Annotated in this window: 24 protein-coding genes and 1 pseudogene; 14 read left to right on the top strand and 11 right to left on the bottom strand. The window is 67.9% G+C overall.

Going from position 1 to position 26,995, the window contains the following annotated elements:
• The first annotated feature begins 66 nt into the window (after positions 1-66).
• The gene (locus tag U8D42_RS25600) at positions 67-1,686 is read left to right on the top strand and encodes a DHA2 family efflux MFS transporter permease subunit (protein ID WP_085243023.1); all 1,620 of its coding nucleotides are present in this window, start codon (positions 67-69) and stop codon (positions 1,684-1,686) included.
• A 34-nt stretch (positions 1,687-1,720) separates the two neighbouring features.
• Here the strand turns inward: U8D42_RS25600 and U8D42_RS25595 are convergent, their stop codons facing one another.
• Both U8D42_RS25595 and U8D42_RS25590 read right to left on the bottom strand, forming a co-directional pair.
• A complete protein-coding gene (locus U8D42_RS25595; protein ID WP_085243024.1) occupies positions 1,721-3,874 on the bottom strand; it encodes a S9 family peptidase in 2,154 nt (717 codons plus the stop codon).
• Entirely contained in the window at positions 3,871-4,758 is an 888-nt protein-coding gene (locus U8D42_RS25590; RefSeq protein WP_085243025.1) for a phosphoribosylaminoimidazolesuccinocarboxamide synthase, read from the bottom strand. Before U8D42_RS25590 ends, U8D42_RS25595 begins: the two co-directional genes overlap by 4 nt.
• Positions 4,759-4,822: 64 nt before the next feature.
• Here U8D42_RS25590 and U8D42_RS25585 point away from each other — a divergent pair, with 64 nt between their 5' ends.
• Positions 4,823-5,443, top strand: coding sequence for a hypothetical protein (locus U8D42_RS25585; protein ID WP_322860495.1), 621 nt, complete (start codon positions 4,823-4,825; stop codon positions 5,441-5,443).
• Here U8D42_RS25585 and U8D42_RS25580 read toward each other — a convergent pair.
• From U8D42_RS25580 to purB, 3 genes and pseudogenes are all read right to left on the bottom strand, one after another.
• Positions 5,408-6,375 (bottom strand): annotated as a pseudogene (locus tag U8D42_RS25580) (tellurite resistance/C4-dicarboxylate transporter family protein). The gene U8D42_RS25585 and the pseudogene U8D42_RS25580 sit on opposite strands and share 36 nt — an antisense overlap.
• Before the next feature lie 50 nt (positions 6,376-6,425).
• Complete coding sequence (locus tag U8D42_RS25575; protein WP_322860494.1) at positions 6,426-7,673, bottom strand: cytochrome P450; 1,248 nt, start codon at positions 7,671-7,673, stop codon at positions 6,426-6,428.
• The gene (purB, locus tag U8D42_RS25570; protein WP_085243029.1) at positions 7,670-9,088 is read right to left on the bottom strand and encodes an adenylosuccinate lyase; all 1,419 of its coding nucleotides are present in this window, start codon (positions 9,086-9,088) and stop codon (positions 7,670-7,672) included. Before purB ends, U8D42_RS25575 begins: the two co-directional genes overlap by 4 nt.
• A 40-nt stretch (positions 9,089-9,128) precedes the next feature.
• Here purB and U8D42_RS25565 point away from each other — a divergent pair, with 40 nt between their 5' ends.
• Positions 9,129-9,875, top strand: a complete 747-nt coding sequence (locus tag U8D42_RS25565) for a DUF429 domain-containing protein (protein WP_322860493.1) — start codon at positions 9,129-9,131, stop codon at positions 9,873-9,875.
• Here U8D42_RS25565 and U8D42_RS25560 read toward each other — a convergent pair.
• On the bottom strand, positions 9,809-10,471 hold the full coding sequence (locus U8D42_RS25560; RefSeq protein ID WP_085243030.1) for a TetR/AcrR family transcriptional regulator: 663 nt from the start codon (positions 10,469-10,471) through the stop codon (positions 9,809-9,811). The two genes, U8D42_RS25565 and U8D42_RS25560, sit on opposite strands and share 67 nt — an antisense overlap.
• Before the next feature lie 73 nt (positions 10,472-10,544).
• Between U8D42_RS25560 and U8D42_RS25555 the strand changes: the two genes are divergently transcribed.
• Together U8D42_RS25555 and U8D42_RS25550 are read left to right on the top strand one after the other, a co-directional pair.
• On the top strand, positions 10,545-11,462 hold the full coding sequence (locus U8D42_RS25555; protein ID WP_322860492.1) for an alpha/beta hydrolase-fold protein: 918 nt from the start codon (positions 10,545-10,547) through the stop codon (positions 11,460-11,462).
• Between the two features lie 171 nt (positions 11,463-11,633).
• Positions 11,634-13,217, top strand: a complete 1,584-nt coding sequence (locus U8D42_RS25550) for a gamma-glutamyltransferase family protein (protein WP_322860491.1) — start codon at positions 11,634-11,636, stop codon at positions 13,215-13,217.
• Here U8D42_RS25550 and purD read toward each other — a convergent pair.
• Genes purD through U8D42_RS25525 form a run of 5 tightly spaced genes read right to left on the bottom strand, consistent with a single transcriptional unit; the run spans position 13,214 to position 18,058 of the window.
• On the bottom strand, positions 13,214-14,482 hold the full coding sequence (gene purD / locus U8D42_RS25545) for a phosphoribosylamine--glycine ligase (protein WP_322860490.1): 1,269 nt from the start codon (positions 14,480-14,482) through the stop codon (positions 13,214-13,216). The two genes, U8D42_RS25550 and purD, sit on opposite strands and share 4 nt — an antisense overlap.
• A gap of 55 nt (positions 14,483-14,537) precedes the next feature.
• Complete coding sequence (locus U8D42_RS25540; protein WP_085243034.1) at positions 14,538-14,972, bottom strand: carboxymuconolactone decarboxylase family protein; 435 nt, start codon at positions 14,970-14,972, stop codon at positions 14,538-14,540.
• Positions 14,972-15,829 (bottom strand): NAD(P)-dependent oxidoreductase, encoded by an 858-nt coding sequence (locus tag U8D42_RS25535; protein WP_085243035.1) that lies wholly within the window; start codon positions 15,827-15,829, stop codon positions 14,972-14,974. The genes U8D42_RS25540 and U8D42_RS25535 overlap by 1 nt, the downstream gene beginning before the upstream one ends.
• Entirely contained in the window at positions 15,826-16,575 is a 750-nt protein-coding gene (locus tag U8D42_RS25530) for an SDR family oxidoreductase (protein ID WP_322860489.1), read from the bottom strand. Before U8D42_RS25530 ends, U8D42_RS25535 begins: the two co-directional genes overlap by 4 nt.
• Before the next feature lie 13 nt (positions 16,576-16,588).
• The gene (locus U8D42_RS25525) at positions 16,589-18,058 is read right to left on the bottom strand and encodes an aldehyde dehydrogenase (RefSeq protein ID WP_322860488.1); all 1,470 of its coding nucleotides are present in this window, start codon (positions 18,056-18,058) and stop codon (positions 16,589-16,591) included.
• A 223-nt stretch (positions 18,059-18,281) separates the two neighbouring features.
• On the opposite strand from U8D42_RS25525, the gene U8D42_RS25520 reads away from it, so the two are divergent.
• The 9 genes from U8D42_RS25520 (at position 18,282) to U8D42_RS25480 (ending at position 26,951) form a co-directional block, all read left to right on the top strand.
• The gene (locus tag U8D42_RS25520; protein WP_085243038.1) at positions 18,282-18,920 is read left to right on the top strand and encodes a TetR/AcrR family transcriptional regulator; all 639 of its coding nucleotides are present in this window, start codon (positions 18,282-18,284) and stop codon (positions 18,918-18,920) included.
• Positions 18,917-20,134, top strand: coding sequence for a cytochrome P450 (locus U8D42_RS25515; RefSeq protein ID WP_322860487.1), 1,218 nt, complete (start codon positions 18,917-18,919; stop codon positions 20,132-20,134). The genes U8D42_RS25520 and U8D42_RS25515 overlap by 4 nt, the downstream gene beginning before the upstream one ends.
• The gene (locus U8D42_RS25510) at positions 20,135-20,959 is read left to right on the top strand and encodes an SDR family oxidoreductase (RefSeq protein WP_322860486.1); all 825 of its coding nucleotides are present in this window, start codon (positions 20,135-20,137) and stop codon (positions 20,957-20,959) included.
• Between the two features lie 80 nt (positions 20,960-21,039).
• Positions 21,040-22,395 carry a cytochrome P450 gene (locus tag U8D42_RS25505; protein ID WP_085243041.1) on the top strand — a complete coding sequence of 452 codons (1,356 nt, stop codon included), beginning with the start codon at positions 21,040-21,042 and terminating at the stop codon, positions 22,393-22,395.
• A gap of 3 nt (positions 22,396-22,398) precedes the next feature.
• Positions 22,399-22,608, top strand: coding sequence for a ferredoxin (locus U8D42_RS25500; protein ID WP_322860485.1), 210 nt, complete (start codon positions 22,399-22,401; stop codon positions 22,606-22,608).
• Positions 22,608-23,147, top strand: a complete 540-nt coding sequence (locus tag U8D42_RS25495) for a hypothetical protein (RefSeq protein ID WP_085243043.1) — start codon at positions 22,608-22,610, stop codon at positions 23,145-23,147. Before U8D42_RS25500 ends, U8D42_RS25495 begins: the two co-directional genes overlap by 1 nt.
• A 157-nt stretch (positions 23,148-23,304) precedes the next feature.
• A complete protein-coding gene (locus tag U8D42_RS25490; RefSeq protein WP_085243044.1) occupies positions 23,305-24,432 on the top strand; it encodes an NDMA-dependent alcohol dehydrogenase in 1,128 nt (375 codons plus the stop codon).
• Between the two features lie 19 nt (positions 24,433-24,451).
• Positions 24,452-26,506, top strand: a complete 2,055-nt coding sequence (locus U8D42_RS25485) for an FAD-dependent oxidoreductase (protein WP_322860484.1) — start codon at positions 24,452-24,454, stop codon at positions 26,504-26,506.
• A gap of 16 nt (positions 26,507-26,522) precedes the next feature.
• Positions 26,523-26,951: a ketosteroid isomerase family protein gene (locus U8D42_RS25480; RefSeq protein WP_322860483.1), complete on the top strand. Its 429-nt coding sequence runs from the start codon at positions 26,523-26,525 to the stop codon at positions 26,949-26,951.
• Positions 26,952-26,995 lie beyond the last annotated feature (44 nt).

Raw genomic sequence — 26,995 nt, 5'->3', positions numbered from 1 at the left:
CCAGCAAAAAAAGCGCCGGTGGGGCCAAACGTCTGAAAGCCTCCGCGGGCGGGTATGGGAGTCGATATGCTCGGGGACACGATGCAGAAGGCCTATTCCGCCCCTTCCGACGCCGCGGGCGAGCCCGCTTCAACCGCGCGACCGGACACGGACCGACACGAGTCTCCAGACAAACTTGACGCTGCGCTGCTCCGCATCGCCGGCGTGTGCGGGCTGGCCTGCATCATGGCGATCCTGGACAACACCGTCGTACTCGTCGCACAGCCCACCTTCCTCGCGCAATTCGGCTCCACCCAGGCCATCGTCTCCTGGACGATCGCCGGCTACATGCTCGCCTTTGCGACGGTGATCCCGATAACGGGTTGGGCGGCCGACCGCTTCGGCACCAAACGGCTTTTCATGGGTTCGGTCCTGCTGTTCACGCTGGGCTCGCTGCTATGCGCGTTATCACCAAATATCCTGACGCTCATCATCTTTCGGGTGTTGCAGGGTGTCGGTGGCGGCATGCTTTTGCCGCTGAGTTTTGTGATCTTGACTCGCGAGGCCGGGCCGAAGCGCGTCGGCCGGCTCATGGCGATCGGTGGCCTCCCGATTCTGCTCGGCCCCATCGGTGGCCCGATTCTGGGCGGCTGGCTGATCGACACTTACGGCTGGAAATGGATCTTTTTGGTCAACCTGCCGGTCGGCCTCGCGGCGTTCGCGCTCGCAGCAATCATGTTCGCCAAAGATCGCTCGGCCCCCTCGGAGGCGTTCGACTTCGTCGGCGTCCTCCTGCTGTCGCCCGGCGTGGCCGCCTTCCTGATCGGGGTGTCGTCCATCCCGGGACGGGGCACGGTGGCCGACCGCTACGTTTTGGTACCGGCGCTCCTCGGGCTGGCCTTGATCACCGCGTTCGTCTGGCATGCCTGGTACCGCGCGGATCATCCGCTGATCGACCTGAGGCTTTTCCGAAACAGCGTGGTCACCGAGGTCAACGTGACGTTGCTGGTGTTCGCCGTCGCCTTCGTCGGTGCCGGGCTGTTGGTCCCCAGCTATTTCCAGGTCGTGCACCACGAAACCCCGATGCAGGCCGGCCTGCACATGGTGCCGGTAGGGGTCGGTGCCCTGGTGACGATGCCGCTCGGCGGGGCCTACGTAGACCGACGGGGGCCGGGCAAGATCGTGGTGGTCGGCTTGGCGCTGATGGCCGCGGGCCTCGGCGTATTCACCTTCGGAGTGGCCAAGCAGACCGCATACCAACCGACCCTGCTGGCCGGGTTGACGATCATGGGCCTGGGCATAGGCTTCACCACGACGCCGCTCAACGCGGTGCTCATGCAGTCGCTGGCGCCGCATCAGATCGCCCGCGGGACGACGCTGATGAGCGTCAACCAACAGATAGGCGGCTCGGTCGGGGCGGCGCTGATGGCGGTGATCCTGACCAATCAGTTCAACCACAACGCATACATCGCCAGCGCAAACACGCTGGCGGCTCTGCAAGGCGACGCCGCCAGGCGCGGGCAGGCGGTCGACCCGTCCGCCATTCCGAGGCAAACGGCCAGCCCGGATTTCGCGAGCAACCTCATGACCAGCCTGTCGCACGCTTACACGGTGGTGTTCGTGCTGGCTGTGGTGCTGGTCGCGTTGACGATCATTCCGGCGTGGTTCTTGCCGAAGAAGGTGCCGAGCCACGTAGCCGGCGAGTGACCTTGCCGTCGCCGTCGAAGCAAGATCGTCGCATTCAGCCGCCGCCGTCGCGCTGGCCGGAGGCGACAGCTAGCAGCCAGGCGTACTGGAATGCGGTTTCCTGCCATGCCTTGTAGCGACCGCTGACTCCGCCGTGCCCGGCATTCATCTGGGTCTTGAGCAGGACCGGGCTGCCGCTGCCGTTGGCGTGGCGCAACGCCGCCACCCACTTGGCGGGCTCGACGTAGTAGACCCGGGTGTCGTTCAGCGAAGTCATCGCCAGAATGGCCGGATACCGCTTGCTCTCGACATTCTCGTAGGGCGAATAGGACTTCATGTAGAAGTAGACGTCCTTGTCCTGCAACGGGTTTCCCCATTCGTCCCACTCGGTGACCGTCAGCGGCAACGAGGGATCCAGGATGGTCGTCAGCGGGTCGACGAACGGGACTTGCGCGAGGATCCCGGCGAAGAGCTCCGGCGCCAGGTTGGCGATCGCCCCCATCAGCAGGCCGCCCGCGCTGCCGCCCAACGCCACCAGTTGCCGGGGCCGCGTGACTCCCGTGTCGACCAAGTGCCTTGCCACCGCGACGAAGTCGGTGAAGGTGTTCTTCTTCTCCAGTAGCTTGCCGTGCTCGTACCACGGCCGGCCCATCTCACCGCCGCCGCGGACATGGGCGATGGCGAACACCATGCCGCGGTCCAGCAGCGACAACCGGGCGATGGAAAAGCTGGGATCGGTGCATATCTCGTAGGCGCCGTATCCGTAAAGCAAGGCCGGCGCCGGGGATTCGATACCGGCGCGGTGCACGATGGACACCGGGATTCGGGTGCCGTCTTCGGCAAGTGCCCAGTCCCGCCGCTCCACGTAGTCCTCGGTGCGGTAACCACCGAGGACCGGTTGCTCCCGGAGCAACGTGCGTTCACCGGTGGCGAAGTCGATGTCGTACACCCGCGCCGGGACGACCAGCGACCCCGCCCTGATCCGCAGCTTGGGCGCATCCCAGCTCGGGTTGCCGGCGGCACCGGCGCACATCAACTCGGAGTCGAAGGCGATCTCCTCGGGCCGACCGTACTGCCCCTCGGGTTCGATGCCCCACACCTGGAGCCGGGGCAACGCCTCCCGCCGGTAGCTGACGACCAGATGGCCGGCGAAAGCATCCACCCCGTCGAGCCGCACGTCGTCGCGGTGCGGGATCAGCGTTCGCTGCCGGGTCGGGTCACTGACCGGCGCCTCGGCCAGCGTGAAGTTCACCGCGTCGTGGTTGTGCAGGATCAGAAACGTGTCCTGCCCGCCGACCACCGCATGTTCGACTGCGTACTCGACGCCGTCGCGCCGCGGCAGCACCACGGTGAACTGTGCATGCGGGTCGGCGGCATCGGCGTACCGGTACTCGGAGGTGATCGACGAGCCCGATGCGATGAAGATGTAGGCCTCGCTGCGGGTGAGCCCCACGCCAAGCCAGAACCGTTCGTCGGCCTCGTGGTACACCAGCTCCGACGGCTCGCCGGAGCCCACGCGGTAGCGCCAGACCTTGTCGGGGCGGTGGGCCGCATCCAGAGTCAGGTAATAAACGGTGCGGTTGTCGGCCGCCCAGGTCGCCCCCGCCCCGATGTCGGGGATCTCGTCGCGGTACAGCTCGCCGGTGCGCAGGTCCTTGAACCGCAGCGTATAGCGTTCGTCGCCGACGACGTCGACCGAATACGCCAGCAGGTTCCCGTCCAGGCTGACGGTGGCGGCGCCGAGCGCGAAGAACTCGTGGCCCTGCGCCTCGGCGTTCGAGTCGAGCAGGATCTGCTCGCCGGGAATCTCGGTGTCCTCATCCAGGATCGGCGGATCCCAGTCGTCGGGATCGCTTATCGGGCAACGACACTGGACCCGGTACTGCTTTCCTTCGAAGGTTCGGGCGTAATACCACCAGTCGCGCTGCCGCGTCGGCACCGACAGGTCGGTCTCCTTGGTACGCGCCTTGATCTCGTCGAAGATCTTCTGCCGCAACGGTTCGAGATCGGCCGTCATCTGGTCGACGTAGTCGTTTTCCGCCTCCAGGTAGGCGATGACTTCGGGGTTGGACTTGTCCCGCAGCCATTCGTAGGGGTCGATGAAGACGTCTCCGTGATGCTCGCGTCTGGTGTCCTGCCGCTTGGCGGCCGGTGGTACGGGGGGAACGTCCCGCTCGCTGGTCGCTGCGTCGGCGCGAGTTTCCGTCATGCGCCGATCCAGTCAGCGAAACTCAGCCCGGAAATACGTTCGTAGGCATCGATATAGCGGCCCCGGGTGGCATTGATGATGTGGTCGGGCAGCGGTGGTGGCGGCTGTGAGCCGTGGCGGTCCCAGCCGGACTCGGGACTCGTGAGCCAGTTACGGACGAACTGTTTGTCGAAACTCGTCTGCACCACCCCCACCCGGTAATCCTCGGCCGGCCAGTATCGCGAGGAGTCGGGCGTGAAGATCTCGTCGGCGAGCAGCAGGTTGCCGTCGCGATCGGTGCCGAATTCGAACTTGGTGTCTGCGATGATGATTCCCTTCGTCAGGGCGTGGTCGGCGGCCTGAACGTAGGTCTGCAGCGTGCGGTCGCGCAGCTGGTTGGCGCGCACACCGCCCACCAACTCGATCACCCTGTCGAACGAGATGTTCTCGTCGTGGTCCCCCAGCGCGGCTTTCGTGGCCGGGGTGAACAGAGGTTCGGAGAACTTGCTGGCTTCGACCAGGCCGGGCGGCAGGTCGATGCCGCACACCTTTCCGGTCGCCTGGTAGTCCAGCAATCCCGACCCGGTGAGGTAACCCCGCGCGACACACTCCACCGGAAGCATGTCCAGCCGCCGCACCACCAGCCCACGGCCCAGCACCTCGTCAGGGATGCGTGGGTCGTCCGGCGGACCGGCCAGATGGTTGGGTGCGTCGACCAGACCGAAGAAGAAGACGCTCATCGCGGTCAGGATGCGGCCTTTGTCCGGGATGGTGCTGTCGAGAATGTAGTCGTACGCCGAGATCCGGTCGGTCGCGACCAGCAGCAGATGTTCGTCGTCGACGCGATAGATCTCGCGCACCTTGCCGCTGGCCAGGTGCTGGTAATCGGACAGTGCAGGGCGCATCGGGTCAGCCTATCGGGCGCCTCGGGCGGGCACATGCGTCGGGAGCTGTGCTGGGATCGGGACTATGACACCGCGGTTTCTGCCCTATTCCACCCGCCCCGGTCGACTGATGGCCCAGCTGCTCAGCGACGTCGCCGTCATCATGTGGACGGCGTTGTGGCTGCTCGTCGGGCTGGCGGTGTACGACGCCGTGTCGACGATCGCCGAGGCCGGCCGGCAGGTCGAGAGTGGGGCGCACGGCATCGCCGGGAACCTGGCGTCGGCGGGCCACGGCGCCCAGCAGATCCCGGTCGTCGGGGACGCGGTCAGCAAGCCGTTGAACTCCGCGAGTCAGGCAGCGCTGGACCTCGCCGGCGCGGGCCACGACCTGGACTCCACCGCGAGCTGGCTGGCGATCCTGCTCGCGATGGCCGTCGTCGCGGTCCCGATCCTCATGGCGGATGTGCCGTGGCTCTTGCTGCGGCTGCGGTTCTTTCGACGCGAGTTGACGGTGAGCGCCCTGGCAGCGTCCCCGGCCGGGGAGCAGCTGCTGGCCCTGCGGGCGTTGACCAACCGGCCGCCGGGGCAGCTCGCCGCGATCAGCGCGGACCCGGTCGGCGGGTGGCGCCGCGAAGACCCACTCACCATCCGCGCCCTGGCGGCGCTCGAATTACGGGCGGCCGGCATCTCGATTCGCGGAATGTAGCTGCGCGCGGCCGAAGAGCAGCAGACCGGCCACGACGACGACCAGCCAGGCCGCCAACGCATCCCAGAAGAACACCAGCGAAACCGTCAGCAACGACCGGTGGCCGAGCTCGGCCGCCATGGCATAACTGGCCGCGGAATACATGCCGAGCGGAAAGACGAAAGCCCACCACACGCCGGCGAACCGCAGCATGTTGGGACGGCCGCTGATGCGGCGCAGGCCGAGGTAGATCAGCGGCGGTATCCACAGGGTCGCCGCCAACCACGTCACGACGGTGACAGTGCGCACCGGCCCGGCCAGCCACGGCGGAGCCAGCGCGTGAATGCTGTCACCGGCCAGCGTCGCAATCGCCATGCCGCCCATCAGGATCCAGCTGTCCGGCTCCAACCCCCCTCCCGGTACCGCCGCTCGCTGACGACCCGCCAGAGGATCAGCCAGGTCGTCAGCGCGTAGATGAGTAGGGCCGAAACCCACACCGCCACGGCCGGGGCCAGCCACCAGCGATGGCCGGTGTGATACGCCGCCCGGGCGATCACGATCGCCAGCCCGGAGGTCCCCACGCTGCCCAGTTCCCACGCCCCGTGGGCGTGCGAACGCAGCGTGGCCCACCGGCGCGACACCACGTTCCGCGAACTCAGCCCGATCAGCACCAGCCACGAGCACAGCGCAACCGCGCCGAGCGCCCGCAACGCCCACACGTTGGACTGCAGCCGGGTGTCGATCACCGCGCAGGCGGCGACGAAGGTGAACAACCGAAGGGTGACATCTGGATCCGTCAGATCCCAGCGCGACCTGCGACGGCCGCCCAGGGTCGTCGCGACCACCAGAACCACCAGGAAGACCAGGCCGGCGGTCGCGACGACGCCCAGCGTGTCACTGATGCGGCCGTAGCCGTGGTCGCGGGCGGCGATCGACAGGATCCCGGTTGCCATCACGGCGGCGAAGACGTCCGGTGTCGGCTCGACATCGGCGCGCCCGACCCTCACGGGTCCTCAAAGAGTTCCACCACCAGGTGCCGGATGCCGGTATGCCGGTTACTGCGAGCCCATTCCACCGGCCGGACCACCCGCACGGCCCCGAACCGCGAAAACAGCTCCTCGTAGAGCACCCGCAGTTCCAGCCGGGCCAGGTTGGCGCCCAGGCAATAGTGCACGCCTTGGCCAAATCCCAGGTGCGGGTTCGGCTTTCGGGTGATGTCGAATTCACCGGCGCGCTCGAATACGGCGGCGTCGCGATTCGCCGAGCCCTCCCAGATCTGAACCTTCTGCCCCGCCTCGACGGACTGACCGCCGAGCGTCACCTCGCGGGTGGCGGTGCGGCGCTTGGACGGTGACGGCGACGTCCACCGCACGATCTCCTCGACGGCGGTCGGCAGCGCGTCGAGATCCGCACGCAGCGCCCGCAGTTGATCTGGATGCTGGGCCAGCGCCAGCAGACCACCGGCAACCGCGTTGCGCGTCGTCTCGGCGCCGGCGCTGAAGAGCAGGCTGAAGAACAGGTACAGCTCGAGATCCGACAGCGACGGCGCATCCGCATCGTCGACCATCGCGTTCGCGACTACCGACAGCATGTCCTCGGTCGGCTGCGCCCGCTTCGATGCGATCAACTGCCGGCCGTAGTCGTACATCCGCGACCCGGCCTCTTCGACCGACAACTGAGAAAGCGCTGCCTTGCGCGAACCGCCGAAGTCGAACTGCGGCTCGATGGCTTCGAACAGCCAATGCCGTTCGGACTCGGGCACTCCCAGCAGGATGCAGATCATCTGCATCGGCAGCTCCGCGGCGATGTCGACCAGAAAGTCGAACGGTTCACCGGGCACCACGGCATCCAGCAGCCGGCGAGCCCGCACCCGCAGGTCGTCTTCGACCAGCCGGATCATTCGCGGCGTCAGCCCCGAGCTGACGAGTCGCCGGATCTGTGAGTGGCGCGGGTCGTCCATCATGTTGAGCACCTGGCCGGCAATGGCCAGGTCCTGCAACAGCGTGCCGCCGTACGGCCGCCCGCCGCCGGTGACCGACGAGAAGGTCGCCGGATCCTTCAGCACCTCAAGCGTTTCCGCATAGGTGGCGACCGACCAAAAGCCTTCGCCGTCGGGCGTGTTCTCCGTTGGCTCGTGCCAGTAGACGGGGGCCTCGCGCCGGTGGATGGCGAACAGCTCATGCGGGAAACCGTTGGCGAAATTGTCGAGATCGGTGAAGTCGATCCCCGCGAGCGCGCCGGCGAGAGTCACAGGATCGCGCCCGGCGCGTACTTGGCGGCGTCCGGATAGCGGCTCACCAATGCGTCCACCAACGCGGCCACCTCGTCCACCTGGTCACCGGCGGCACCGATGAACGCCTCCTTGTCGGCGAGCGCCGCATCCAACGCCGCCCGGTCCAGTGGCAGCCGCTCGTCGGCGGCCAACCGCTCCAGCAGGTCGGGCTCGGCGCCGCGCTCGCGCATGGCCAGGGCCGCGGCGACCGCGTGTTCGCGGATCACATGGTGCGCGGCCTCGCGCCCCATGCCGGCGCGGACCGCGGCGATGAGCACCTTGGTGGTGGCCAGGAACGGCAGGTAGCGATCCAGTTCGCGGGCGATCACCGCGGGGTAGGCGCCAAACTCGTCGAGGACGGTCAGGAACGTCTCGATCTGACCGTCGATGGCAAAGAAGCTGTCCGGCAACGCAACCCGGCGCACCACCGAACAGAACACATCACCCTCGTTCCACTGCGCGCCCGCCAGCTCGGCGGCCATCGAGGCGTAACCGCGCAGCACCACCTGCAACCCGTTGACCCGTTCGCAGCTGCGGGTGTTCATCTTGTGCGGCATCGCCGAGGAGCCGACCTGGCCCGGGGCGAATCCCTCGGTGACGAGCTCGTGCCCGGCCATCAGCCGAATGGTGTGGGCCATCGACGACGGGCCGGCACCGAGCTGCACCAGAGCGGAGAGCACGTCGTGGTCGAGCGAACGCGGATACACCTGTCCGACGCTGGTCAAAACGGTTGCGAAGCCGAGGAATTCGGCCACGCGAGACTCGAGTTCGGCCAGCTTGGCCGGGTTGCCGTCCAGCAGGTCCAGCATGTCTTGGGCGGTGCCCATCGGGCCCTTGATGCCGCGCAGGGGGTAGCGGTCGATCAGCTCGCGCAGCCGGGTCAGCGCGATCAGCGTCTCTTGCGCGGCGGACGCGAACCGCTTGCCCAACGTGGTGGCCTGCGCGGCGACGTTGTGGCTGCGCCCGGCCATCACCAGGTCGCGGTAGGCCACCGCACGCTCGGCGAGCCGCGCCGCCACCGCGATCCCATGGGAGAAGACCACTTCCAGGGATCGCCGGATCTGCAGCTGCTCCACGTTTTCGGTCAGGTCGCGGCTGGTCATGCCCTTGTGCACGTGCTCGTGACCGGCCAGCGCGTTGAACTCTTCGATGCGGGCCTTGACGTCGTGGCGCAGCGCCCGCTCCCGCTCCGCGATCGAGGACAAATCGACGTCCTCGAGCACCCGCTCGTAGTCGGCGATGGCGCCCTGCGGAACGTCCACCCCGAGTTCCGCCTGCGCCCGCAGCACCGCGACCCACAGCCGGCGCTCCGCGACGACCTTGGCCTCCGGCGACCAGATCGCGACCATCTCCGCGCTGGCGTACCGGGCGGCCAGGACATTCGGAATGCTCACAGACATAGAGCTTACGATCCGCCGCCCTACCCTAGGCAGGATGTACTTCGCCGGCGTCGATCTGGCCTGGGCCGGGCGCAACCCCACCGGGGTCGCGGTCGTCGACTCGGGGGGACTCCTCGTGCACGTCGGCGCGGCCGGCGACGACGCCGAGGTGCTCGCCGCGTTGTCCCCCTATGTGCGGGGGGATTGCCTGGTCGCCTTCGACGCGCCGCTGGTGGTGACCAACCCGACGGGCCAGCGTCCCGCCGAGGCGGCGCTCAACCGCGACTTTCGCAGGTTCGAGGCCGGCGCACACCCGGCCAACACGGCGAAACCGGAGTTCGCCGACGGGCCGCGTGCGGCGCGCCTGGCACACGCGATGGGGCTCGACCTGGACCCGCGGTCATCGGCCCCGCGCCGTGCCATCGAGGTCTACCCCCATCCGGCGACCGTGGTGTTCTTCCGGCTGGCGCGAACGCTCAAGTACAAGGCCAAGCCCGGCCGGGGAATCGACCAGCTCAAAGCGGAGCTGCTCGTGTTGATGGACGGCGTCGAAAAGCTCGCGCACGCTGCGGTGCCCTTGCACGTGGCGGGCCACGAAGATTGGGTTCGGCTCCGCCACCGCGTGACCACCGCCCAGCGCAAATCCGAGCTGCGCCGCGCCGAGGATCCGGTCGATGCCGTCGTCTGTGCCTACGTGGCGTTGTTCGCGCAACGCTGCCCGGCGGACGTGACCATCTACGGCGACTTCGCCACCGGATGCATCGTGACGCCGTCGTTGCCGGCCGACCGCACCGGCCGCTGATCGATGGGCGCGAGCACCTCGATCAGATCGATCACCGTGCCCAACGCCACCGCGCGCGGATCGCGGCCCTCCACCAATGCCGACACCACGCAACCGTCAATCGCACAGATCAGCGTGCACACCAACTCGATGTGCACCGTGCGGCCCGATCGCTCGATGGCCTCGGCCACCGCCTCGGCGCGCTGGCGCAGGCTGCGACGCATGGTCTCGCGCAACGCGGGCAGCCGGGTGCACGCGATGTGTCGCTCGTAGCGCGAGATCAACTGGTCGCTGAGCCCCGGGCTGGACACGTCTCCGACGAGCAGGTCGACCAACACCTCGGCGATGGTTTCGGGTCCGCGACGACGCCGGGACAGGGCAGACACCCGTGACCGCAGCTGCGCCACCTCGATCATCGCGATGTGTTCGACGGCCCGCGCGATCAAATCGTCAAGGGACGAGAAGTAATACGTGGTCGACGCCAGCGGCAGGCCGGCCCGCCGAGCGACCGCGCGGTGACCCACCGCCTCGAATCCGCCTTCGGCGAGCAACTCGGCCGCGGCGCTCACCAGCGCATACCGCCGACGCTCTCCCTTGGGAGTGACTGCTGACGTCACGAGTAGCCATCGTGCCAGTCAAAGTGGTACTGCATTGCCATTTCCGCCAAACGGCCAGCCAGACCAACATGGCATGATGGCCGGCATGCCCGACTTGAGCCGCCGCGCCCTGCTGGGCCTCGGTGCCGGCGCCGCCGCGGGCGCAGTGGGCACGTATGGGCTGGACATCCTGTTCAAGCCCCGGCCATCTCAAGCACTGCCGCTGTCACCGGCCGGCACCGAGGCGCCGCTCGCGCCGCCGCCGAGCGCGCCTCGCGAGCCCGCTCCGCCGGGACAACCCGCGCCCACCATGGTGACCGGTTCCTTCGTCTCGGCGGCGCGCGGCGGGATCAACACCAACTGGGCCATCGCGCGCCCGCCCGGCCAGACCAAGGCGCTGCGGCCGGTGGTCGCGCTGCACGGCAAGGGCAGTGACGCCTCCACGGTGATGGCCGGCGGCGTGGAACAGGGTCTGGCGCAGGCCGTCAACGCGGGGCTGCCGCCGTTTGCGGTGGTCGCCGTCGACGGCGGCGGCAGCTATTGGCACAAGCGGGCTTCCGGCGAGGACAGCGGGGCCATGGTGCTCGACGAGCTCATTCCGATGCTCGGCGGCCAGAACCTGGACACCTCGCGGGTGGCGTTTCTGGGTTGGTCGATGGGCGGGTACGGCGCGTTGCTGCTCGGCGGCCGGCTGGGTCCGGCACGCACCGCGGCGATCTGCGCGGTCAGTCCCGCACTGTGGCTCTCCCCCGGCGCGGCGGCGCCGGGCGCGTTCGACGGGCCCGACGACTTCGCCGCGAACTCGGTGTTCGGCATGCCCGCGCTGGCGTCGATCCCGATCCGGGTGGACTGTGGCGACAGCGACCCGTTCTACGCCGCGACCAAGCAGTTCATCGCGCAACTGCCCCACCCGCCCGCGGGCGGGTTCTCGCCCGGAGGACACAACGGAGAGTTCTGGAGCTCGCAGCTGCCGGCCGAGCTGACCTGGATGGCGCCGCTACTGACGGCCTAGGAGCATGTTGCGTCGACCCCGCGCCCCACGAGTCACTCCAACACCATGACCCTGGCACCGTGCGACGCTCGGATTTGATAGCGCGGGCGATATCAGATCCGGCGGCAACACAATGCCTTTCGCCGGGCTTCCGCCTTGGGTGCAGTCGAAGGCTCGTGCGACGATCGCAGGGTGACCGCACCATTCGACTGGAACTTCCCCTACGCCTGGCCGCGGACGCCGATCTTGGCGGAAAACGTTGTGTGCACGTCACAACCGCTGGCCGCCCAAGCGGGCCTTCGAATGCTCGCCGACGGTGGCAGCGCGGTCGATGCGGCCATCGCCACCGCCATCGCCCTGACGGTCGTCGAGCCGGTGTCCAACGGCATCGGCTCGGACGCCTTCGCCATCGTCTGGGATGGTCGGCAACTGCACGGGCTGAACGCTTCTGGCCGTTCGCCCGCCGCCTGGACACCGGAATACTTCGGCGGCAGAGCCGTTCCCGCGCTCGGCTGGAACGCGGTGACCGTGCCCGGCGCGGTGTCGGCATGGACCGAACTGCACGCCAAGTTCGGCAAGCTCCCGTTCGACGCACTCTTCGAGCCCGCAATCCGCTACGCCCGCAACGGCTTCCTGGTATCACCGACCGTCGCGTACCAATGGAAGGCACAGGTACCGCTGTTCGAGAAGCAACCCGGATTCGCAGCGGCGTTCATGCCCGACGGGCGGGCACCGAAACCCGGTGAGCGGTTCCGCTTCTCCGACCAGGGCGCCACGCTCGAGAAGATCGCCGCGACCAATGGGGAGGCGTTCTACCGCGGGGAGCTGGCCGCCCAACTGGAGGCGCACGCAACGGCCAACGACGGCGCGATGCGGGCCGGCGACCTCGCCGCTCACCGCGCCGACTGGGTGGGCACCATCAGCGGCACCTACCGCGGCTACACCGTGCACGAGATCCCGCCCAACGGCCACGGGATCGTGGCCCTGATCGCCCTGGGCATCCTGGAGCACTTCGACATGGCTTCGCTGGCAGCCGATTCCGCCGACAGCGTGCACCTTCAGATCGAGGCGGTGAAGCTGGCCTTCGCCGACGCGCAGGCCTACGTCGCCGACATCGAGCACATGCCGCTGGACCCACAACGCCTGCTCGATGCCGACTACCTGAGGCAGCGCGCGGCCCTGATCGATCGGGCGCGGGCGAAGCCGGCGTCGGCGGGCACGCCGAGCGGGGGAACCGTGTACCTGACCGCCGCCGACGCCGCAGGAATGATGGTGTCGATGATCCAGTCGAACTACATGGGGTTCGGATCGGGCGTCGTAGTGCCCGGCACCGGCATATCATTGCAGAACCGCGGCGCGAATTTCGTTGTGGCCGAAGGACACCCGAACCGGGTGGGGCCCGCCAAACGCCCCTACCACACCATCATCCCCGGCTTCGTCACCAAAGACGGCGCCCCGGTGATGAGCTTCGGCGTGATGGGCGGAACGATGCAACCTCAGGGCCACACCCAGGTGATGGTGCGCATCGCCGACCACGGGCAGAACCCCCAGGCCGCTTGTGACGGCCCACGCTTCCGCTGGGTGCAGGGCCTGCAGGTCGCCTGCGAGAAAGGCTTCCCACCCGCGACGCTCGACGAGCTTCGCCGCCGCGGGCACGACCTGGTCGCGGTGGACGACTACAACCAGTTCGGCAGCTGCCAGGCGATCTGGCGGCTCGATGCCGGCTACTGTGCGGCGAGCGATCCGCGTCGCGACGGCCAGGCCGCGGGGTGCTAAACGCTGATCTTGCCCTCGGCGGCCAGGAGCGCGATGTCACCGCGAAAGTGGCCGCCGGGCAATCGGATCGACCTCATCAGGTCATACGCCTGTGCCCGGGCCGCGGCGAGGTCGGCGCCGGTGCCCACCACCGAGAGCACCCGGCCACCCGATGACACCACCTCGCCGTCCTCGCGCCGCGCCGTACCGGCGTGCAACACCCCCTCGGCTTCCGAGCCGGCGATCACGTCCCCGACCCGGGGGCGGCCGGGATAATTCTCCGCGGCCAACACCACCGTGACGGCCGCGCCCGCGCGCCAACGCAGGTCTTCGAAGTCGGCGAGCCTGCCGGTACCCGCCGCGTACAGCAGCTGCCCGAGCGGCGATTCCAGCAGGGCCAGCACCGCCTGGGTCTCCGGATCGCCGAACCGGCAGTTGAATTCGACGACGGCCGGCCCGTCGGGGGTGATCGCCAGTCCGACGTACAACAAGCCGCAGAACGGGCTGCCCCGCCGAACCATCTCGGCCGCAACGGGTTCGACGATGTTGCCGACGATGTCCCGGTATACGTCGTCGGGAAGCCAGGGAACCGGCGCGTAGGCACCCATGCCACCGGTGTTGGGCCCGGTGTCGCCCTCGCCGACTCGTTTGAAGTCCTGCGCGGGCAACAACGGCACCACGGTCTCGCCGTCGACCACGCAGAACAGTGATACCTCGGGACCGTCCAGGTACGACTCCAGCAGCACCGGGTGGCCCGCCTCGAGCAGTGCGGCGGCATGCGCGCGGGCGACGCCGCGATCCGCGGTCACCACCACGCCCTTGCCGGCGGCCAGCCGGTCGTCCTTCACCACCCAGGCCGGGTCGCCCGCCGGAGGCCCGAACCGGTCCAGGGCCGCATCCAAATTGGCGGGATTGTCGACGGTTTCGCTGGCCGCGGTACGCACGCCCGCCGCGGCCATCACCTCCTTGGCGAACGCCTTCGACCCCTCGATCCGGGCGGCATCCTTGCTCGGCCCGAAGCAGACGATGCCGGCGGCGCGCAACGCGTCGGCCACACCCAACACCAGCGGCACTTCGGGACCGATGACCACCAGGTCCGCCCGGACGTCACGGGCCAGGGCGACGACGTCGTCGCCCGAACTGATGTCGACGTCGTGCTGCTCGGCCACCCGGGCGGTGCCCGCATTGCCGGGAGCGACGAATAGTCCCGTGACCTGCTTGTCTTTCCGAAGCGCCAGCAGCAGCGCATGTTCACGGGCGCCCGAACCGATTACCAGGACTCGCACGACACGTCAGACTAGCCCGGGAAAACGCCGCGCGCCCACGGCACCCGTATTCGGATCAGTCCTTGTCGCCGGAATGCATCTTCAGCGCGGCGTCCACGTTGGCCTTCTTGTCCTCGGCGGCGCCCTTGGCCGCGGCCTTCCTGCGCTTGGCGACGACGGCGTCGACGGCGCCGTTGAGCGCCGAACCCAGCGGGAACCCGAGATAGTGGGTGAGGAAGACGGCCATCTCCTTCAGCTCGGTCTCGGTGAGCTCGCCGTTGAGCAGCGCGGCGTTGATCTGGATCTCGGCCAGGTCGCGGTTCCCGACCGCGGTCACCGCCGTCAGCGTCATGATGCGCTTGTCGCGCATCGACAAACCCGGCCGCGTCCAGATGCTGCCGAACAGGTGGTCGACGGTCAGGTCGAAGTACGCGTCGCCCTCGATGTTGGGCATCTCCCAGCCGTACACCTCGTTCATCTTCTCGAGGCCCTTGCGGCGAATTTCGTCCATCACGCCTCTTTCTCTTTGTGCGGAACCCCGAGGCCGGCCGCCAGCCCCTCGTAGGCCAACCGGGCCAACGGCAGGTCCACCGACACGGCCTCGCCCAGCGCCAGCGCCAGACTCAGGTCCTTCTCCCCCAGACCGCGGGTGTGCATGAAGGGCTGGTACAGGAAGTGTTCTGGCGGAAGGTCGTTCATGTCGTCGCGGACCATGATGGCTCCCGGCCCGCCGGTGAGGGCGTCGGTGTGACGCACCACCCGGCCCAGCGCCTGCAGATCCAGTCCCGCCGCCTCGGCCAGTTTCATGGCCTCGCACGCTGCCACATAGGACGTGAAAGTCAACATGTTGCGGGCCAACTTCATTCGGGTGCCGGCACCGGGCTCACCGGCGTGGATGACGACGGCCGCCCAGTGTTTGAACGCCGGCTTGATCCGCTCGTACACCTCGCGATCGGCCCCCACCATGGTGGCGAGCTCACCCTTGGCGGCGGCGGCCGCGCCGCCGCTGACCGGTGCGTCCACGATATGGATGCCCCGTGGTTTCAGATGGCCGGCCAGCTCCGCGGCCGTGGTGTCGCTGATGGTCGAGTGGATCGCGATGACCGTGCCGGGCTTGGCGTGGGCCGCCAATTCGCCGACGACCTCGCGCACCTGGGCGTCGTCCAAGACGGTGACGTGGATGATGTCCGCGGCGGCGACGTCGGCGACGCTGTCTGCCAAGCCGGCGCCCTTCTCGGCCAGGGGGGTCATCGCCTCTGGCCGGATGTCGTAAACCGTTACCCCGCCTGGCCATTCGGTCATCCTCGTGGCCATCGGCGCCCCCATGTTGCCCAGGCCGATGTAGCCGAGCTTCGCGTGCTCAGTCATGACCGGATGATCTGCCCGCCGTCGACGTTGAAGATCTGCCCGGTGATCCACGACGCCTCGTCGGACAGCAAGAACAGGCACATGCCCACCAGGTCCTCGGGAGTTCCCATGCGCGACAGGGGCAAACCCTTGACGATGTCGGCGACCATCTCCTGCGGCGTGGTGGTCCGGTTGGCCTCGGTGTCGATGGGCCCGGGCGCGATCGCGTTGATCCGAATGTTCTGGCCACCCAGCTCGCGGGAGAGCTGCTGGGTCAGCCCGTTGACGCCGACCTTGGCCAGGCCGTAGTAGTTCGAGTACAACCACGCGGCCGTGGACGACTGGTTGACGATCGCCCCGCCGCCGCGCTTGGCCATCTTCTTGTAGACCGCCCGCGTGCACCACAGCGCACCGTCGAGGTTCACGCTCATGAACTTCTTGTAGTACTCGGGGTCGATGGTGAGCAGGAAGTCCAGCTTCATGCCCCCGAAGATCGCCGCGTTGTTGACCAGATAGTCGATGCCGCCGAATTCGGCCAGCGTGCGGTCGGCCATCGCCTTGGCCGACGCCGGGTCGGACACGTCGACCGGAACGGCCAGGGCGGTGCCACCGTCGGCGACGATCTGCTTGGCCACTCCCTCGGCCGCCTCGACCTTGATGTCGGCCACGACGACCGCGGCGCCCTCCCGGGCCAGCGCCTCCGCGTAGGCCTGGCCGATGCCGCCGCCGGAGCCGGTGACGATGGCGACTTTGTTCTCGAATCGCATGCTTCAAACCCCTCTAGTTGACCGCTGTCGCAATCGTCTTGATTTCCAGGTACTCCTCGAAACCGGCCAGGCCCATCTCCCGGCCGTTTCCGGACTGCTTGTAACCGCCGAACGGCGCGTCGGCCGAATACCACACGCCGCCATTGACGTTGATCGTGCCCGCGCGGACCCGCGCGGCGACGCTCGCCGCCCTGTCCGGGTCCGCCCCGAACACCGTGCCCGACAGCCCGTACGGCGAGTCGTTGGCGATGCGCACGGCGTCGTCGTCGCCGTCGTGCGGGATCACCGTCAGGACCGGGCCGAAGATCTCCTCGCGCGCGCAGCGGGCATCGTTGCCAAGGCCGGCGATCACGGTCGGCTCGATGAAGAAGCCGACGTCACGGTCGGCCGGCCGCCCGCCTCCGCACGCGAATGTCCCGCCATCGGCGAGGGCCGAGTCCAGATAGCCCTGAATCCGATCGCGCTGGCGCGCCGAAATCACCGGCCCGCAGATGGTTCCGGGGTCGGTGGGGTCCCCGGCCTTGATGCCCCCCACGGTGGCGGCCGCGATGGCGACGGCCTCGTCGTAGCGTGCCCGCGGTACCACCAGCCGGGTGGTGATCGCGCAGCCCTGCCCGGCGTGCATGCAGACCGAGAATCCGGCCACGCCCACGGCACCGCTCAAGTCGGCGTCGTCGAGGACGATGAACGCCGACTTGCCGCCCAGTTCGAGGAAGACCTTTTTGATGGTCGCCGCGCCGTCGGCCATCACGCTGCGGCCGGTGGCCGTCGACCCGGTGAACGAAATCATGTCCACTCGTGGATCTTTGGCCAACAGCGCACCCACGCTGTGATCGCTGGAGGTGACGATGTTGACGACGCCGGGCGGAAAGTCGGTGTGCTCGGCGATGAGTTCCCCCAGCACGGCGGCACACCAGGGGGTGTCTGGGGCGGGCTTGAGGACGACGGTGTTACCGGCGGCCAGTGCGGGCCCGATCTTGGCGAGGTTGATCTGGTGGGGGAAGTTCCACGGCGTGATGGCGCCGACGACGCCCACGGCCTCACGGGCGATGGTGCGGCGGGTGGGGATCCCCATCGGTGACGCTAGGCCGAGATCCTGGCTGTAAACGTAGGATTCGGCGGTGTCCGCCGCGAACGCCAGATCGCTGACCGGGATTTCGAGCTGGGCGATGCTGGTGAGCATCCGGGGCGCGCCGACTTCGGCGATGGTCAGGTCGCGCAGCTCTTCGAGGTGCTGCTGCATCGCCTGCTGCAGCTGGCGCACGCATCGCACCCGCAGCTCGGTGTTGCGTGACCAGTCCGTCTCGTCGAAAGCGCGGCGCGCGGCGTCGATGGCGCTGCCCATGTCGTCGGCGTCGGCGTCGGCCGCGACCCCGAGCACTTCCTCGGTCGCCGGGTTGATCGTCGGGAAGGTGCCGGCGCTGCCGGGCGACATCTTGCCGTCGATGAAGAGTGCGCTCACGCCGTCGGCCAGCAAGGCCATCTCCCGCTCCCGTCTGTGCGGACCAAATCGAATACCCGAATTCCAACGGACATTTCAGTGGACAGTTGTCCGATATTCTCCGATGGAACCATAGCCGCCGGGCCGTCGGCGGTGCAAGGGCCGATCTCGCCGACTGCGGTATGGACTCGCAAAACGGCACATTAACCGGCATGTTTACTGATCGGGCTTGCTTCGGTCCGAGTCAGTCCGATAGCTTGGACATGTGTCCAGCGATGCACTGGTGGCGATCACGTCGCAGGCCGAGCTCCAGACCGGTCGCCCGGCGCGCAACCGCCGCCAGGAGGAGACCTTCCGCAAGGTGCTCGCCGCCGGCATCGAGACGCTGCGCGAGAAGTCTTACGCCGACCTGACGGTGCGCGCGGTGGCGGCCCGCGCGAAAGTCGCCCCGGCCACCGCCTACACCTACTTCTCGTCGAAGAACCACCTGATCGCCGAGGTCTACCTGGACCTGGTACGGCAGGTCCCCTACTTCACCGACGTCAACGACCCGATGCCCAACCGGGTGGAACAGGTGTTGCGGCACCTGGCCCTGGTGGTCGCCGACGAGCCCGAGGTCAGTGCCGCGTGTACGACGGCGTTGCTCAGCGGCGGCGCCGAGCCCGCGGTGGCCGCCGCGCGGGACCGGATCGGCGCGGAGATCCACCGCCGCATCACCTCGGCCATGGGCCCCGACGCCGACCCCACGGCCGTATCCGCGCTGGAGATGTCCTTCTTCGGCGCGCTGGTGCAGGCCGGCAGCGGCGAATTCACCTACCGCGAGATCGCCGATCGGCTGGCCTACGTGGTGCGGCTGATCCTCACCGGCGCGGGCGAGACAAGCCAGGAGAAAAGCACCGAATGACCGTTCACGTTGGCGACCACGAGTTGGTCCTCGATCCCTACGACTACGACTTCCACGAAGATCCGTACCCGTACTACAAGCGGCTGCGCGACGAGGCCCCGCTGTATCGCAACGAGGACCTCAAGTTCTGGGCGCTGTCGCGGCACCAAGACGTGCTGCAGGGGTTCCGCAACAGCACGACGCTGTCCAACAAGTACGGCGTCTCGCTGGATCCGGCATCGCGCGGGCCGCACGCGTCCAAAACCATGTCGTTTCTGGCGATGGACGATCCCGCGCATCTGCGGCTGCGGACCCTGGTGTCAAAAGGATTCACCCCCAGGCGGATTCGCGAGCTCGAGCCGCGCGTGACGGAGATCGCCACGCAGCACCTGGACACCATGCTGGAGCGGGCCAAGGGTGGCACCGTCGACTACGTCGACGAGTTCGCCGGGAAGCTGCCCATGGACGTCATCAGCGAGTTGATGGGCGTCCCCGAGCCGGACCGCGCCCAGGTCCGGGCCTGGGCCGACGGGGTGATGCACCGCGAGGAGGGCGTCACCGACGTGCCGCCGGAGGCTGTCGAGGCCTCCATCAACCTGATCGTCTACTACCAGGGGATGGTGGCCGAACGGCGCAAGCAGCTGACCGACGATCTGACCTCGGCCCTGCTGGAGGCCGAGATCGACGGCGACCGGCTCACCGACGAGGAAGTCCTCGGGTTCATGTTCCTGATGGTGATCGCCGGTAACGAGACCACCACCAAACTCCTTGCCAATGCCGCGTTTTGGGGTCACAGGAATCCCGACCAACTGACGCCGGTCTACTCGGACCTGTCGCGGGTGCCGCTGTGGGTCGAAGAGACCCTGCGCTACGACACGTCCAGCCAGATCCTCGCCCGCACCGTGGCCGGGGAACTCACCCTCTACGACACCACGATTCCCGAGGGCGACGTCCTGCTGCTGTTGCCCGGTTCGGGCCACCGCGACGAGCGGGTGTTCGACAACCCCGACGACTTTGTGATCGGGCGCGAAATCGGCCCCAAGCTCTTGAGTTTCGGTAGTGGCGCACACTTCTGCCTGGGCGCACATCTGGCCCGGATGGAAGCCCGGGTGGCGCTCACCGAGTTGTTCAAGCGAATCCGCGGATATGAGGTGGACGAGGCCAACGCCGTCCGCGTCCACTCGAGCAATGTCCGCGGATTCGCTCACCTACCCATGACCGTGGAGGTCCGCTGAATGCCCCGCTTTGACCCCCTGCCCGAACGCCGACCGGTGATCGTGGCCGGCGCCTCCTCCGGCATCGGAGAGGCCACCGCCATCGAACTCGCGGCGCACGGCTTCCCGGTCGCCCTCGGCGCCCGCCGGGTCGAGAAACTCAACGACATCGTCGGCAAGATCAACGCCGAAGGCGGCGAGGCGGTCGGGTTCCACCTGGACGTCACCGACCCTAATTCGGTGAAATCCTTTGTCGCGCAATCGATCGACGCGCTCGGCGATATCGAGGTCCTGGTCGCCGGCGCGGGAGACACCTACTTCGGCAAACTCGCCGAGATCACCACCGACGAGTTCGAGTCGCAGCTGCAGATCCACCTGGTCGGCGCCAACCGGCTGGCCGCCGCGGTGCTGCCCGGCATGCTGGAGCGCCAGCGCGGTGATTTGATCTTCGTCGGCTCCGATGTGGCCCTGCGCCAGCGGCCGCACATGGGCGCCTACGGCGCGGCCAAGGCCGCTCTGGTTGCGATGGTCACCAACTTCCAGATGGAGCTCGAGGGCACCGGCGTGCGGGCCTCGATCGTGCATCCCGGCCCGACGAAGACGTCGATGGGCTGGAGCCTGCCGGCCGAGAAGATCGGCCCCGCGCTCGAGGACTGGGCCAAGTGGGGCCAGGCCCGCCACGACTACTTCCTGCGCGCGGCGGATCTGGCGCGCGCCATCACGTTCGTCGCGGAGACCCCGCGCGGTGGCTTCATCGCGAACATGGAGCTTCAGCCCGAAGCGCCGTTGGCCGACAAGAAAGATCGCCAGAAGCTCGCACTCGGCGAAGAGGGGATGCCTTCATGACTTCGCGATACGACGATGCGGCGCACGGTTACGCGCGGCGAGGTGGGGGCGCCTCCCGCTCGGCGGGGGAGAGTGAGCACATGACCACAGCGATCGTGCCGCGGGTTTCCGGCGGCGAGGAAGAGCACGGCCACCTGGAGGAGTTCCGCACCGACCCAATCGGTTTGATGCAGCGCGTCCGGGACGAGTGCGGAGATGTCGGCTGGTTCCAGCTGGTCGACAAGCACGTCATCCTGCTGTCGGGGGCGCAGGCCAACGAGTTCTTCTTCCGTTCCGCCGACGAGGATCTGGACCAGGCCGAGGCGTACCCGTTCATGACGCCGATCTTCGGCAAGGGCGTGGTGTTCGACGCCAGCCCCGAGCGTCGCAAGGAGATGCTGCACAACTCCGCGCTGCGGGGCGAACAGATGAAGGGCCACGCCGCCACCATCGAGGGCGAAGTCAAGAAGATGATCGCCAACTGGGGCGACGAGGGCGAGATCGAGCTCCTCGACTTCTTCGCCGAGCTGACCATTTACACCTCGACGGCCTGCCTGATCGGGCTGAAGTTCCGCGAGCAGCTCGACCACCGGTTCGCCGAGTACTACCACATGCTGGAGCGGGGCACCGACCCGTTGTGCTACGTCGATCCCTACCTGCCGATCGAGAGCTTCCGGCTGCGGGACGAGGCGCGCGTCAAGCTCGTCGCGCTGGTGCAGGAGATCATGGACCAGCGGCTGGCCAACCCGCCGAAGGACAAGGCCGATCGCGACATGCTCGACGTGCTGGTCTCGATCAAGGACGAGGACGGCAATCCGCGTTTCTCCGCCGACGAGGTCACCGGGATGTTCATCTCGCTGATGTTCGCCGGGCACCACACCAGCTCCGGGACGTCGGCGTGGACGCTGATCGAGTTGATTCGCCATCCCGATGTCTACGCCGAGGTGCTGGCCGAGCTCGAGGAGCTGTACGCCGACGGTCAGGAGGTGAGTTTCCATGCGCTGCGGTCGATTCCGAAGCTGGACAACGTGGTCAAGGAGACGCTGCGGCTGCACCCCCCGCTGATCATCTTGATGCGGGTCGCCAAGGGCGAATTCGAGGTCGAGGGCTTCCCGATTCACGCCGGCGACTTCGTCGCGGCCTCCCCGGCGATCTCGAATCGGATTCCCGAGGACTTCCCCGACCCGGATGCCTTCAAGCCGGATCGCTACAACAAGCCCGAGCAGGCCGACATCGTCAACCGGTGGACCTGGATTCCGTTCGGCGCGGGACGGCATCGCTGCGTCGGCGCTGCGTTCGCCCAGATGCAGATCAAGGCCATCTTCTCGGTTTTATTGCGCGAGTACGACTTCGAAATGGCCCAGCCGGCAGACAGCTATCACAACGACCACTCCAAGATGGTCGTCCAGCTCGCGCGGCCGGCGCGGGTGCGCTACCGCAAGCGGAAGGCCGGATAGGCCATGGGGTTTCGAATCGAAGTGGATCTGGATTTGTGCCAGGGCCACGCCATGTGCGAACTGGAGGCGCCCGACTACTTCCGGGTGCCCAAGCGGGGCAAGGTCGAGATCCTCGACCCCGAACCGTCCGGAGACGCCCGCGACGAAGTCGAGCGCGCGGTCGATATGTGCCCAACGCATGCACTGTTCATCAAAGAGAAAGAAGACCAATGATGGCGTCACGGGAAGAACTCGAGGCATGGGTCGACCGCTGGCTGCAGGCCAACAGGGACTGCGAGAAGGCCGGTGACTGGCGGCCGTTGGCCGACTTCTACGCCCCCGACGCCACCTACGGCTGGAACATCGGCCCCAAGGAAGACGTGATGTGCGTCGGCGTCGACGAGATCCGCGACATCGCGCTCGGGCTGGAGATGGAGGGCCTGGAGAACTGGGTGTACGAGTACCAGAAGGTGCTCATCGACGAGAAGCAGGGCGAGATCGTCGGCTTCTGGAAGCAGATCGTCAACAAGTCCGACGGCACCCAGGACGAGATCTACGGCATCGGCGGCAGCTGGTTCCGCCTCAACGCCGACAACCTCATCGAGTGGCAACGGGACTTCTTCGACTTCGGTCACGTCGCGAAGATGTTCGCGAACCTCATCGAGTCGGGCGACCTGAGTGCCGGCATGCAGAAGCGGATCGAGCGCAGCATCGCCGGCGAGAAGCTACCCGGCTACTACCCGCTCGGCCAGGCACCGGTGCCGATTTGGTAGCGGCGCCCGAGGGCCGGGGACCAACCAAGCATTTGATTTGTTCCACGCGCTATGCTGACGCGACAAGGGTGCCTGTGGCGCCCGTCACCAAGTTGTCCGGCGTGAAGGGGCCGGGCAGCTCTGATCGATTCAAAGGCGAAATGGGGTCAGGACCATCGTGAAGACAAAAGGCGCACTGATCTGGGAGTTCAACCAGCCGTGGTCCATCGAGGAAATTGAGATCGGCGACCCGCAGGCACACGAGGTCAAGATCCAGATGGAAGCGGCGGGCATGTGCCACTCCGATCATCACCTCGTCACCGGCGGAATCCCGATGGCAGGATTCCCGGTGCTCGGCGGGCATGAGGGCGCCGGCATCGTCACCGAGGTCGGTCCGGGCGTCGAGGACATCGCCCCGGGCGATCACGTGGTGCTGTCCTTCATTCCGTCCTGCGGGCAGTGCCCGACGTGTCAGGCCGGCATGCGCAACCTGTGCGACCTGGGGGCCGGCCTGCTGGGCGGTGCCGCGGTCTCCGACGGCACGTTCCGCATCCAGGCCCGCGGACAGAACGTCTTCCCCATGACGCTGCTGGGCACCTTCTCGCCGTACATGGTGGTGCACCGCAGCTCGGTGGTGAAGATCGATCCGTCGGTCCCGTTCGAGGTAGCCGCCCTGGTCGGCTGCGGCGTGACCACCGGCTACGGCTCGGCGGTCCGCACCGCCGACATCCGGCCGGGCCAGGACGTCGCCATCGTCGGCGTCGGCGGGGTCGGCATGGCAGCGCTGCAGGGCGCCGTCACCGCCGGCGCGCGCTACATCTTCGCGATCGACCCCGTCGAATGGAAGCGGGATCAGGCGCTGAAATTCGGTGCCACCCACGTCTACCCGGACATCGACGCGGCGCTGATGGGCATCATGGAGGTCACCTACGGCCTGATGGCGCACAAGGTCGTGGTCACGGTCGGCGAACTGCACGGCGCCGACGTCGACAACTACCTCAACATCACCCAAAAGGGCGGCACCTGCGTGCTGACCGCCATCGGTAGCCTGCTGGACACCAACGTGAATCTGAACCTGGCGATGCTCACCCTGATGCAGAAGAACCTGCAGGGCACCATCTTCGGCGGCGGCAACCCGCAGTACGACATCCCGCAGCTGCTGTCGATGTACAAGGCCGGCAAGCTGAACCTGGACGACATGGTCACCACCCAGTACCGCCTGGAGCAGATCAACGAGGGCTACCAGGACATGCTGGACGGCAAGAACATTCGCGGCGTCATCCGGTACACGGACGCCGACCGGTAAGCCACCCGCTGGGTCCCGAATGACGGGGTTCGGGCATCTGCTGGCGCCGGGACGGATCGGCGCCATGACGGTGCGCAACCGCGTGGTCATGTCTCCCATGGAGACGATGTACGGCACGCCGGACGGCCTGCCGTCGCAACGCACCCGCGACTACTTCGCCGCGCGCGCCAGGGGCGGTGTCGGCCTGATCACGCTGGGCGCCACCGGGATCGACCACCACCACCCCGAGACGCCCGGGGGCCTGCACCTGGCCAACGACGAGGCCGTCGACGCGCATCGGGCACTGGTGGACGTGGTCCACGAGCACGGCGCCAAGATCCAGCCCCAGCTCGTGCACGCGGGGCCCGACGGCCTGGGGCCCGAGATGTTCGGTGTCCCGTCGCTGGGTCCGTCGGTGATCCCGTCCTACCTCACCGGGCGCCCGTCGGTCGAGATCAGCAAGCAGCAGTTGTGCGAGGTGTTCGACTTGTTCAGGACCGCGGCGCGGCGTGCGGTCGAGGCCGGGTACGACGGCATCGAGTTGCACGCCGCGCACGGTTACATGCTGCTGGGCTCGTTCCTTGCCCCGCAACGCAATCGCCGCACCGACGACTATCGCGGCGATTCGGCGCGGGGGCGGGCGCGAGTGGTGCTCGACGCGCTCGCCGCGATCCGCTCCGAGATCGGCGACACCCTGCCGATCACGCTGCGCATCTCCGGTTACGAACGGGTCGCCGGTGGACGGCCCATTTTCGAGACCGCTCAGCTGGCACCGGAATTCGTGGCCGCGGGCGTCGACGCGTTCCACGTCAGCGGCGGGGTGATCGATCGGCTGGTGACCGGGATGGTCAACGGCGCCGACGACGGCGACGAGCTCAACGTCGGCGCCGCGGCGGCGATCAAGCAGGTGGTCGACGTGCCGGTGATCGTCGTCGGCCGCATCCACGACCCGGTGAGGGCCGAGCGCATCCTGGCCGACGGGCGGGCCGACTTCATCGCGATGGGACGCCCCCTGCTGGCCGACCCCGAACTGCCGAGCAAGCTCCGCAACGGTCAGGTGCGCCGGATCCGCCGGTGCATCTCCTGTGAGAACTGCATCGACGCAATGGAACAGCGTTTCTCCGTCGACTGCGCCGTCAATCCCCGCACCGGCAAAGAGCGCGAACTGTCCGCGGCTCCCGCCGCACGGGCCAAGCGCGTGGTGGTGATCGGTGGCGGACCCGCGGGGCTGGAGGCCGCCCGGGTGGCCGCCGAACGCGGCCACCGCGTGACCCTGTTCGAGCGCAGCGCCGCACTGGGCGGGGCCCTGCGCTGGGCATCCGTCCTGCACCCGGAGAATGAACCGTTCCTGCACTACCTGCGCGACGAGATCAACCGGAGCCGCACGGACGTCGTTCTCGGACAGGATGTTTCGGCCCAAGACATCATCCAATCCGCACCGGACGCGGTAGTGGTCGCCACCGGCGGCCGGGTCGCCGTGCCGCGGTTCCCCGGCTCCGACCTATCGCACGTGCACACCGGGCCCGGGCTACGCGAATTGCTCGGCGGGCGAGCCGAATCCGGCGGCCAGGCCTGGCAGCGCCTGGGGGCGGCCGCGCTGGGCGGCTGGCGGCAGCGGCTGGTGCGGCCCACCGCGATCCGGCTGGCCAGCCGCGCCTGGATGCCGCTGGGGCGCCGAGTTGTCATCGTCGGCGGCGATCTGGTCGCCCTGGAGCTGGCCGAATTCCTGGCGAACCGGGGCCGGCTGGTGTCGGTACTCGAATCGGGCAAGAACCTCGCGCCCGAGGTGGGCAACAAACGCAAGACCGAGCACATGGACCGACTCGACCGGTTGGGCGTCACCGTGCACGTCCGGGCGAGCGTGCAGCGGATCACCACCGAGGCGGTGCTGTTCACCCCCGCCGGTGGCACCGTACGAGAGTTGCCGGCCGACAACGTCGTGCTGGCCGGCGCGGTCGAACCCGACACCACGTTGTTCGACGCGCTGGTCGCCGCCCTGCCCGACGCGCAGGTGCATGCCGCCGGCGACTGCACAGGACTGGGGCTGATCCGCAAGGCCACCGAGGAAGGCGCGCGCGCCGCGTGCGCAATCTAGTGACAGGAGAACGCAAATGACCCAAACCGAAGAATCGCAGGTGACGCCGGCGCTGGCCGCCTCGCGGGCCTCGTGGCGGTGCGTGCAAGCGCACGACCGGGAGGGCTGGCTGGCCCTGATGGCCGACGACGTCGTCATCGAGGACCCGATCGGCAAATCCGTGACCAACCCCGATGGCACCGGGGTCCGCGGCAAGGAGGCCGTCGGCGCGTTCTTCGACACCAACATCGCGGCCAATCAGCTGTCCATCACCTGCGAGGAGACCTTCCCGTCGAGTTCGCCGCGTGAGATCGCCCACATCCTGGTGCTCAACAGCAAGTTCGAGGGCGGCTTCACCAGCTCGGTCCGCGGCGTGTTCACCTACGCGGTCGACGAGGCCGGGCTCATCACCAACATGCGCGGGTACTGGAACCTCGACCTCATGCAGTTCGGCAAGGAGGAGTGAGGGGCCCGCTGCCCGAGGCTCGTCGGGCAGCCGCCCCTATGCTG

It is taken from the genome of Mycobacterium europaeum, assembly GCF_034555895.2.
GTDB lineage: Bacteria > Actinomycetota > Actinomycetes > Mycobacteriales > Mycobacteriaceae > Mycobacterium > Mycobacterium europaeum.
Note: the sequence above shows the minus strand (reverse complement) of the source record. Positions and strands in the feature narration are given on the sequence as shown.

Excerpts from the sequence above, each read along its gene's own strand:
- U8D42_RS25600 (WP_085243023.1), top strand. The coding sequence starts at position 67 with ATGCTCGGGGACACGATGCAGAAGGCCTATTCCGCCCCTTCCGACGCC.
- U8D42_RS25595 (WP_085243024.1), bottom strand. The coding sequence starts at position 3,874 with ATGACGGAAACTCGCGCCGACGCAGCGACCAGCGAGCGGGACGTTCCC.
- U8D42_RS25590 (WP_085243025.1), bottom strand. The coding sequence starts at position 4,758 with ATGCGCCCTGCACTGTCCGATTACCAGCACCTGGCCAGCGGCAAGGTG.
- U8D42_RS25585 (WP_322860495.1), top strand. The coding sequence starts at position 4,823 with ATGACACCGCGGTTTCTGCCCTATTCCACCCGCCCCGGTCGACTGATG.
- U8D42_RS25565 (WP_322860493.1), top strand. The coding sequence starts at position 9,129 with ATGTACTTCGCCGGCGTCGATCTGGCCTGGGCCGGGCGCAACCCCACC.
- U8D42_RS25555 (WP_322860492.1), top strand. The coding sequence starts at position 10,545 with ATGATGGCCGGCATGCCCGACTTGAGCCGCCGCGCCCTGCTGGGCCTC.
- U8D42_RS25540 (WP_085243034.1), bottom strand. The coding sequence starts at position 14,972 with ATGGACGAAATTCGCCGCAAGGGCCTCGAGAAGATGAACGAGGTGTAC.
- U8D42_RS25535 (WP_085243035.1), bottom strand. The coding sequence starts at position 15,829 with ATGACTGAGCACGCGAAGCTCGGCTACATCGGCCTGGGCAACATGGGG.
- U8D42_RS25530 (WP_322860489.1), bottom strand. The coding sequence starts at position 16,575 with ATGCGATTCGAGAACAAAGTCGCCATCGTCACCGGCTCCGGCGGCGGC.
- U8D42_RS25525 (WP_322860488.1), bottom strand. The coding sequence starts at position 18,058 with ATGGCCTTGCTGGCCGACGGCGTGAGCGCACTCTTCATCGACGGCAAG.
- U8D42_RS25515 (WP_322860487.1), top strand. The coding sequence starts at position 18,917 with ATGACCGTTCACGTTGGCGACCACGAGTTGGTCCTCGATCCCTACGAC.
- U8D42_RS25510 (WP_322860486.1), top strand. The coding sequence starts at position 20,135 with ATGCCCCGCTTTGACCCCCTGCCCGAACGCCGACCGGTGATCGTGGCC.
- U8D42_RS25505 (WP_085243041.1), top strand. The coding sequence starts at position 21,040 with ATGACCACAGCGATCGTGCCGCGGGTTTCCGGCGGCGAGGAAGAGCAC.
- U8D42_RS25500 (WP_322860485.1), top strand. The coding sequence starts at position 22,399 with ATGGGGTTTCGAATCGAAGTGGATCTGGATTTGTGCCAGGGCCACGCC.
- U8D42_RS25495 (WP_085243043.1), top strand. The coding sequence starts at position 22,608 with ATGGCGTCACGGGAAGAACTCGAGGCATGGGTCGACCGCTGGCTGCAG.
- U8D42_RS25485 (WP_322860484.1), top strand. The coding sequence starts at position 24,452 with ATGACGGGGTTCGGGCATCTGCTGGCGCCGGGACGGATCGGCGCCATG.
- U8D42_RS25480 (WP_322860483.1), top strand. The coding sequence starts at position 26,523 with ATGACCCAAACCGAAGAATCGCAGGTGACGCCGGCGCTGGCCGCCTCG.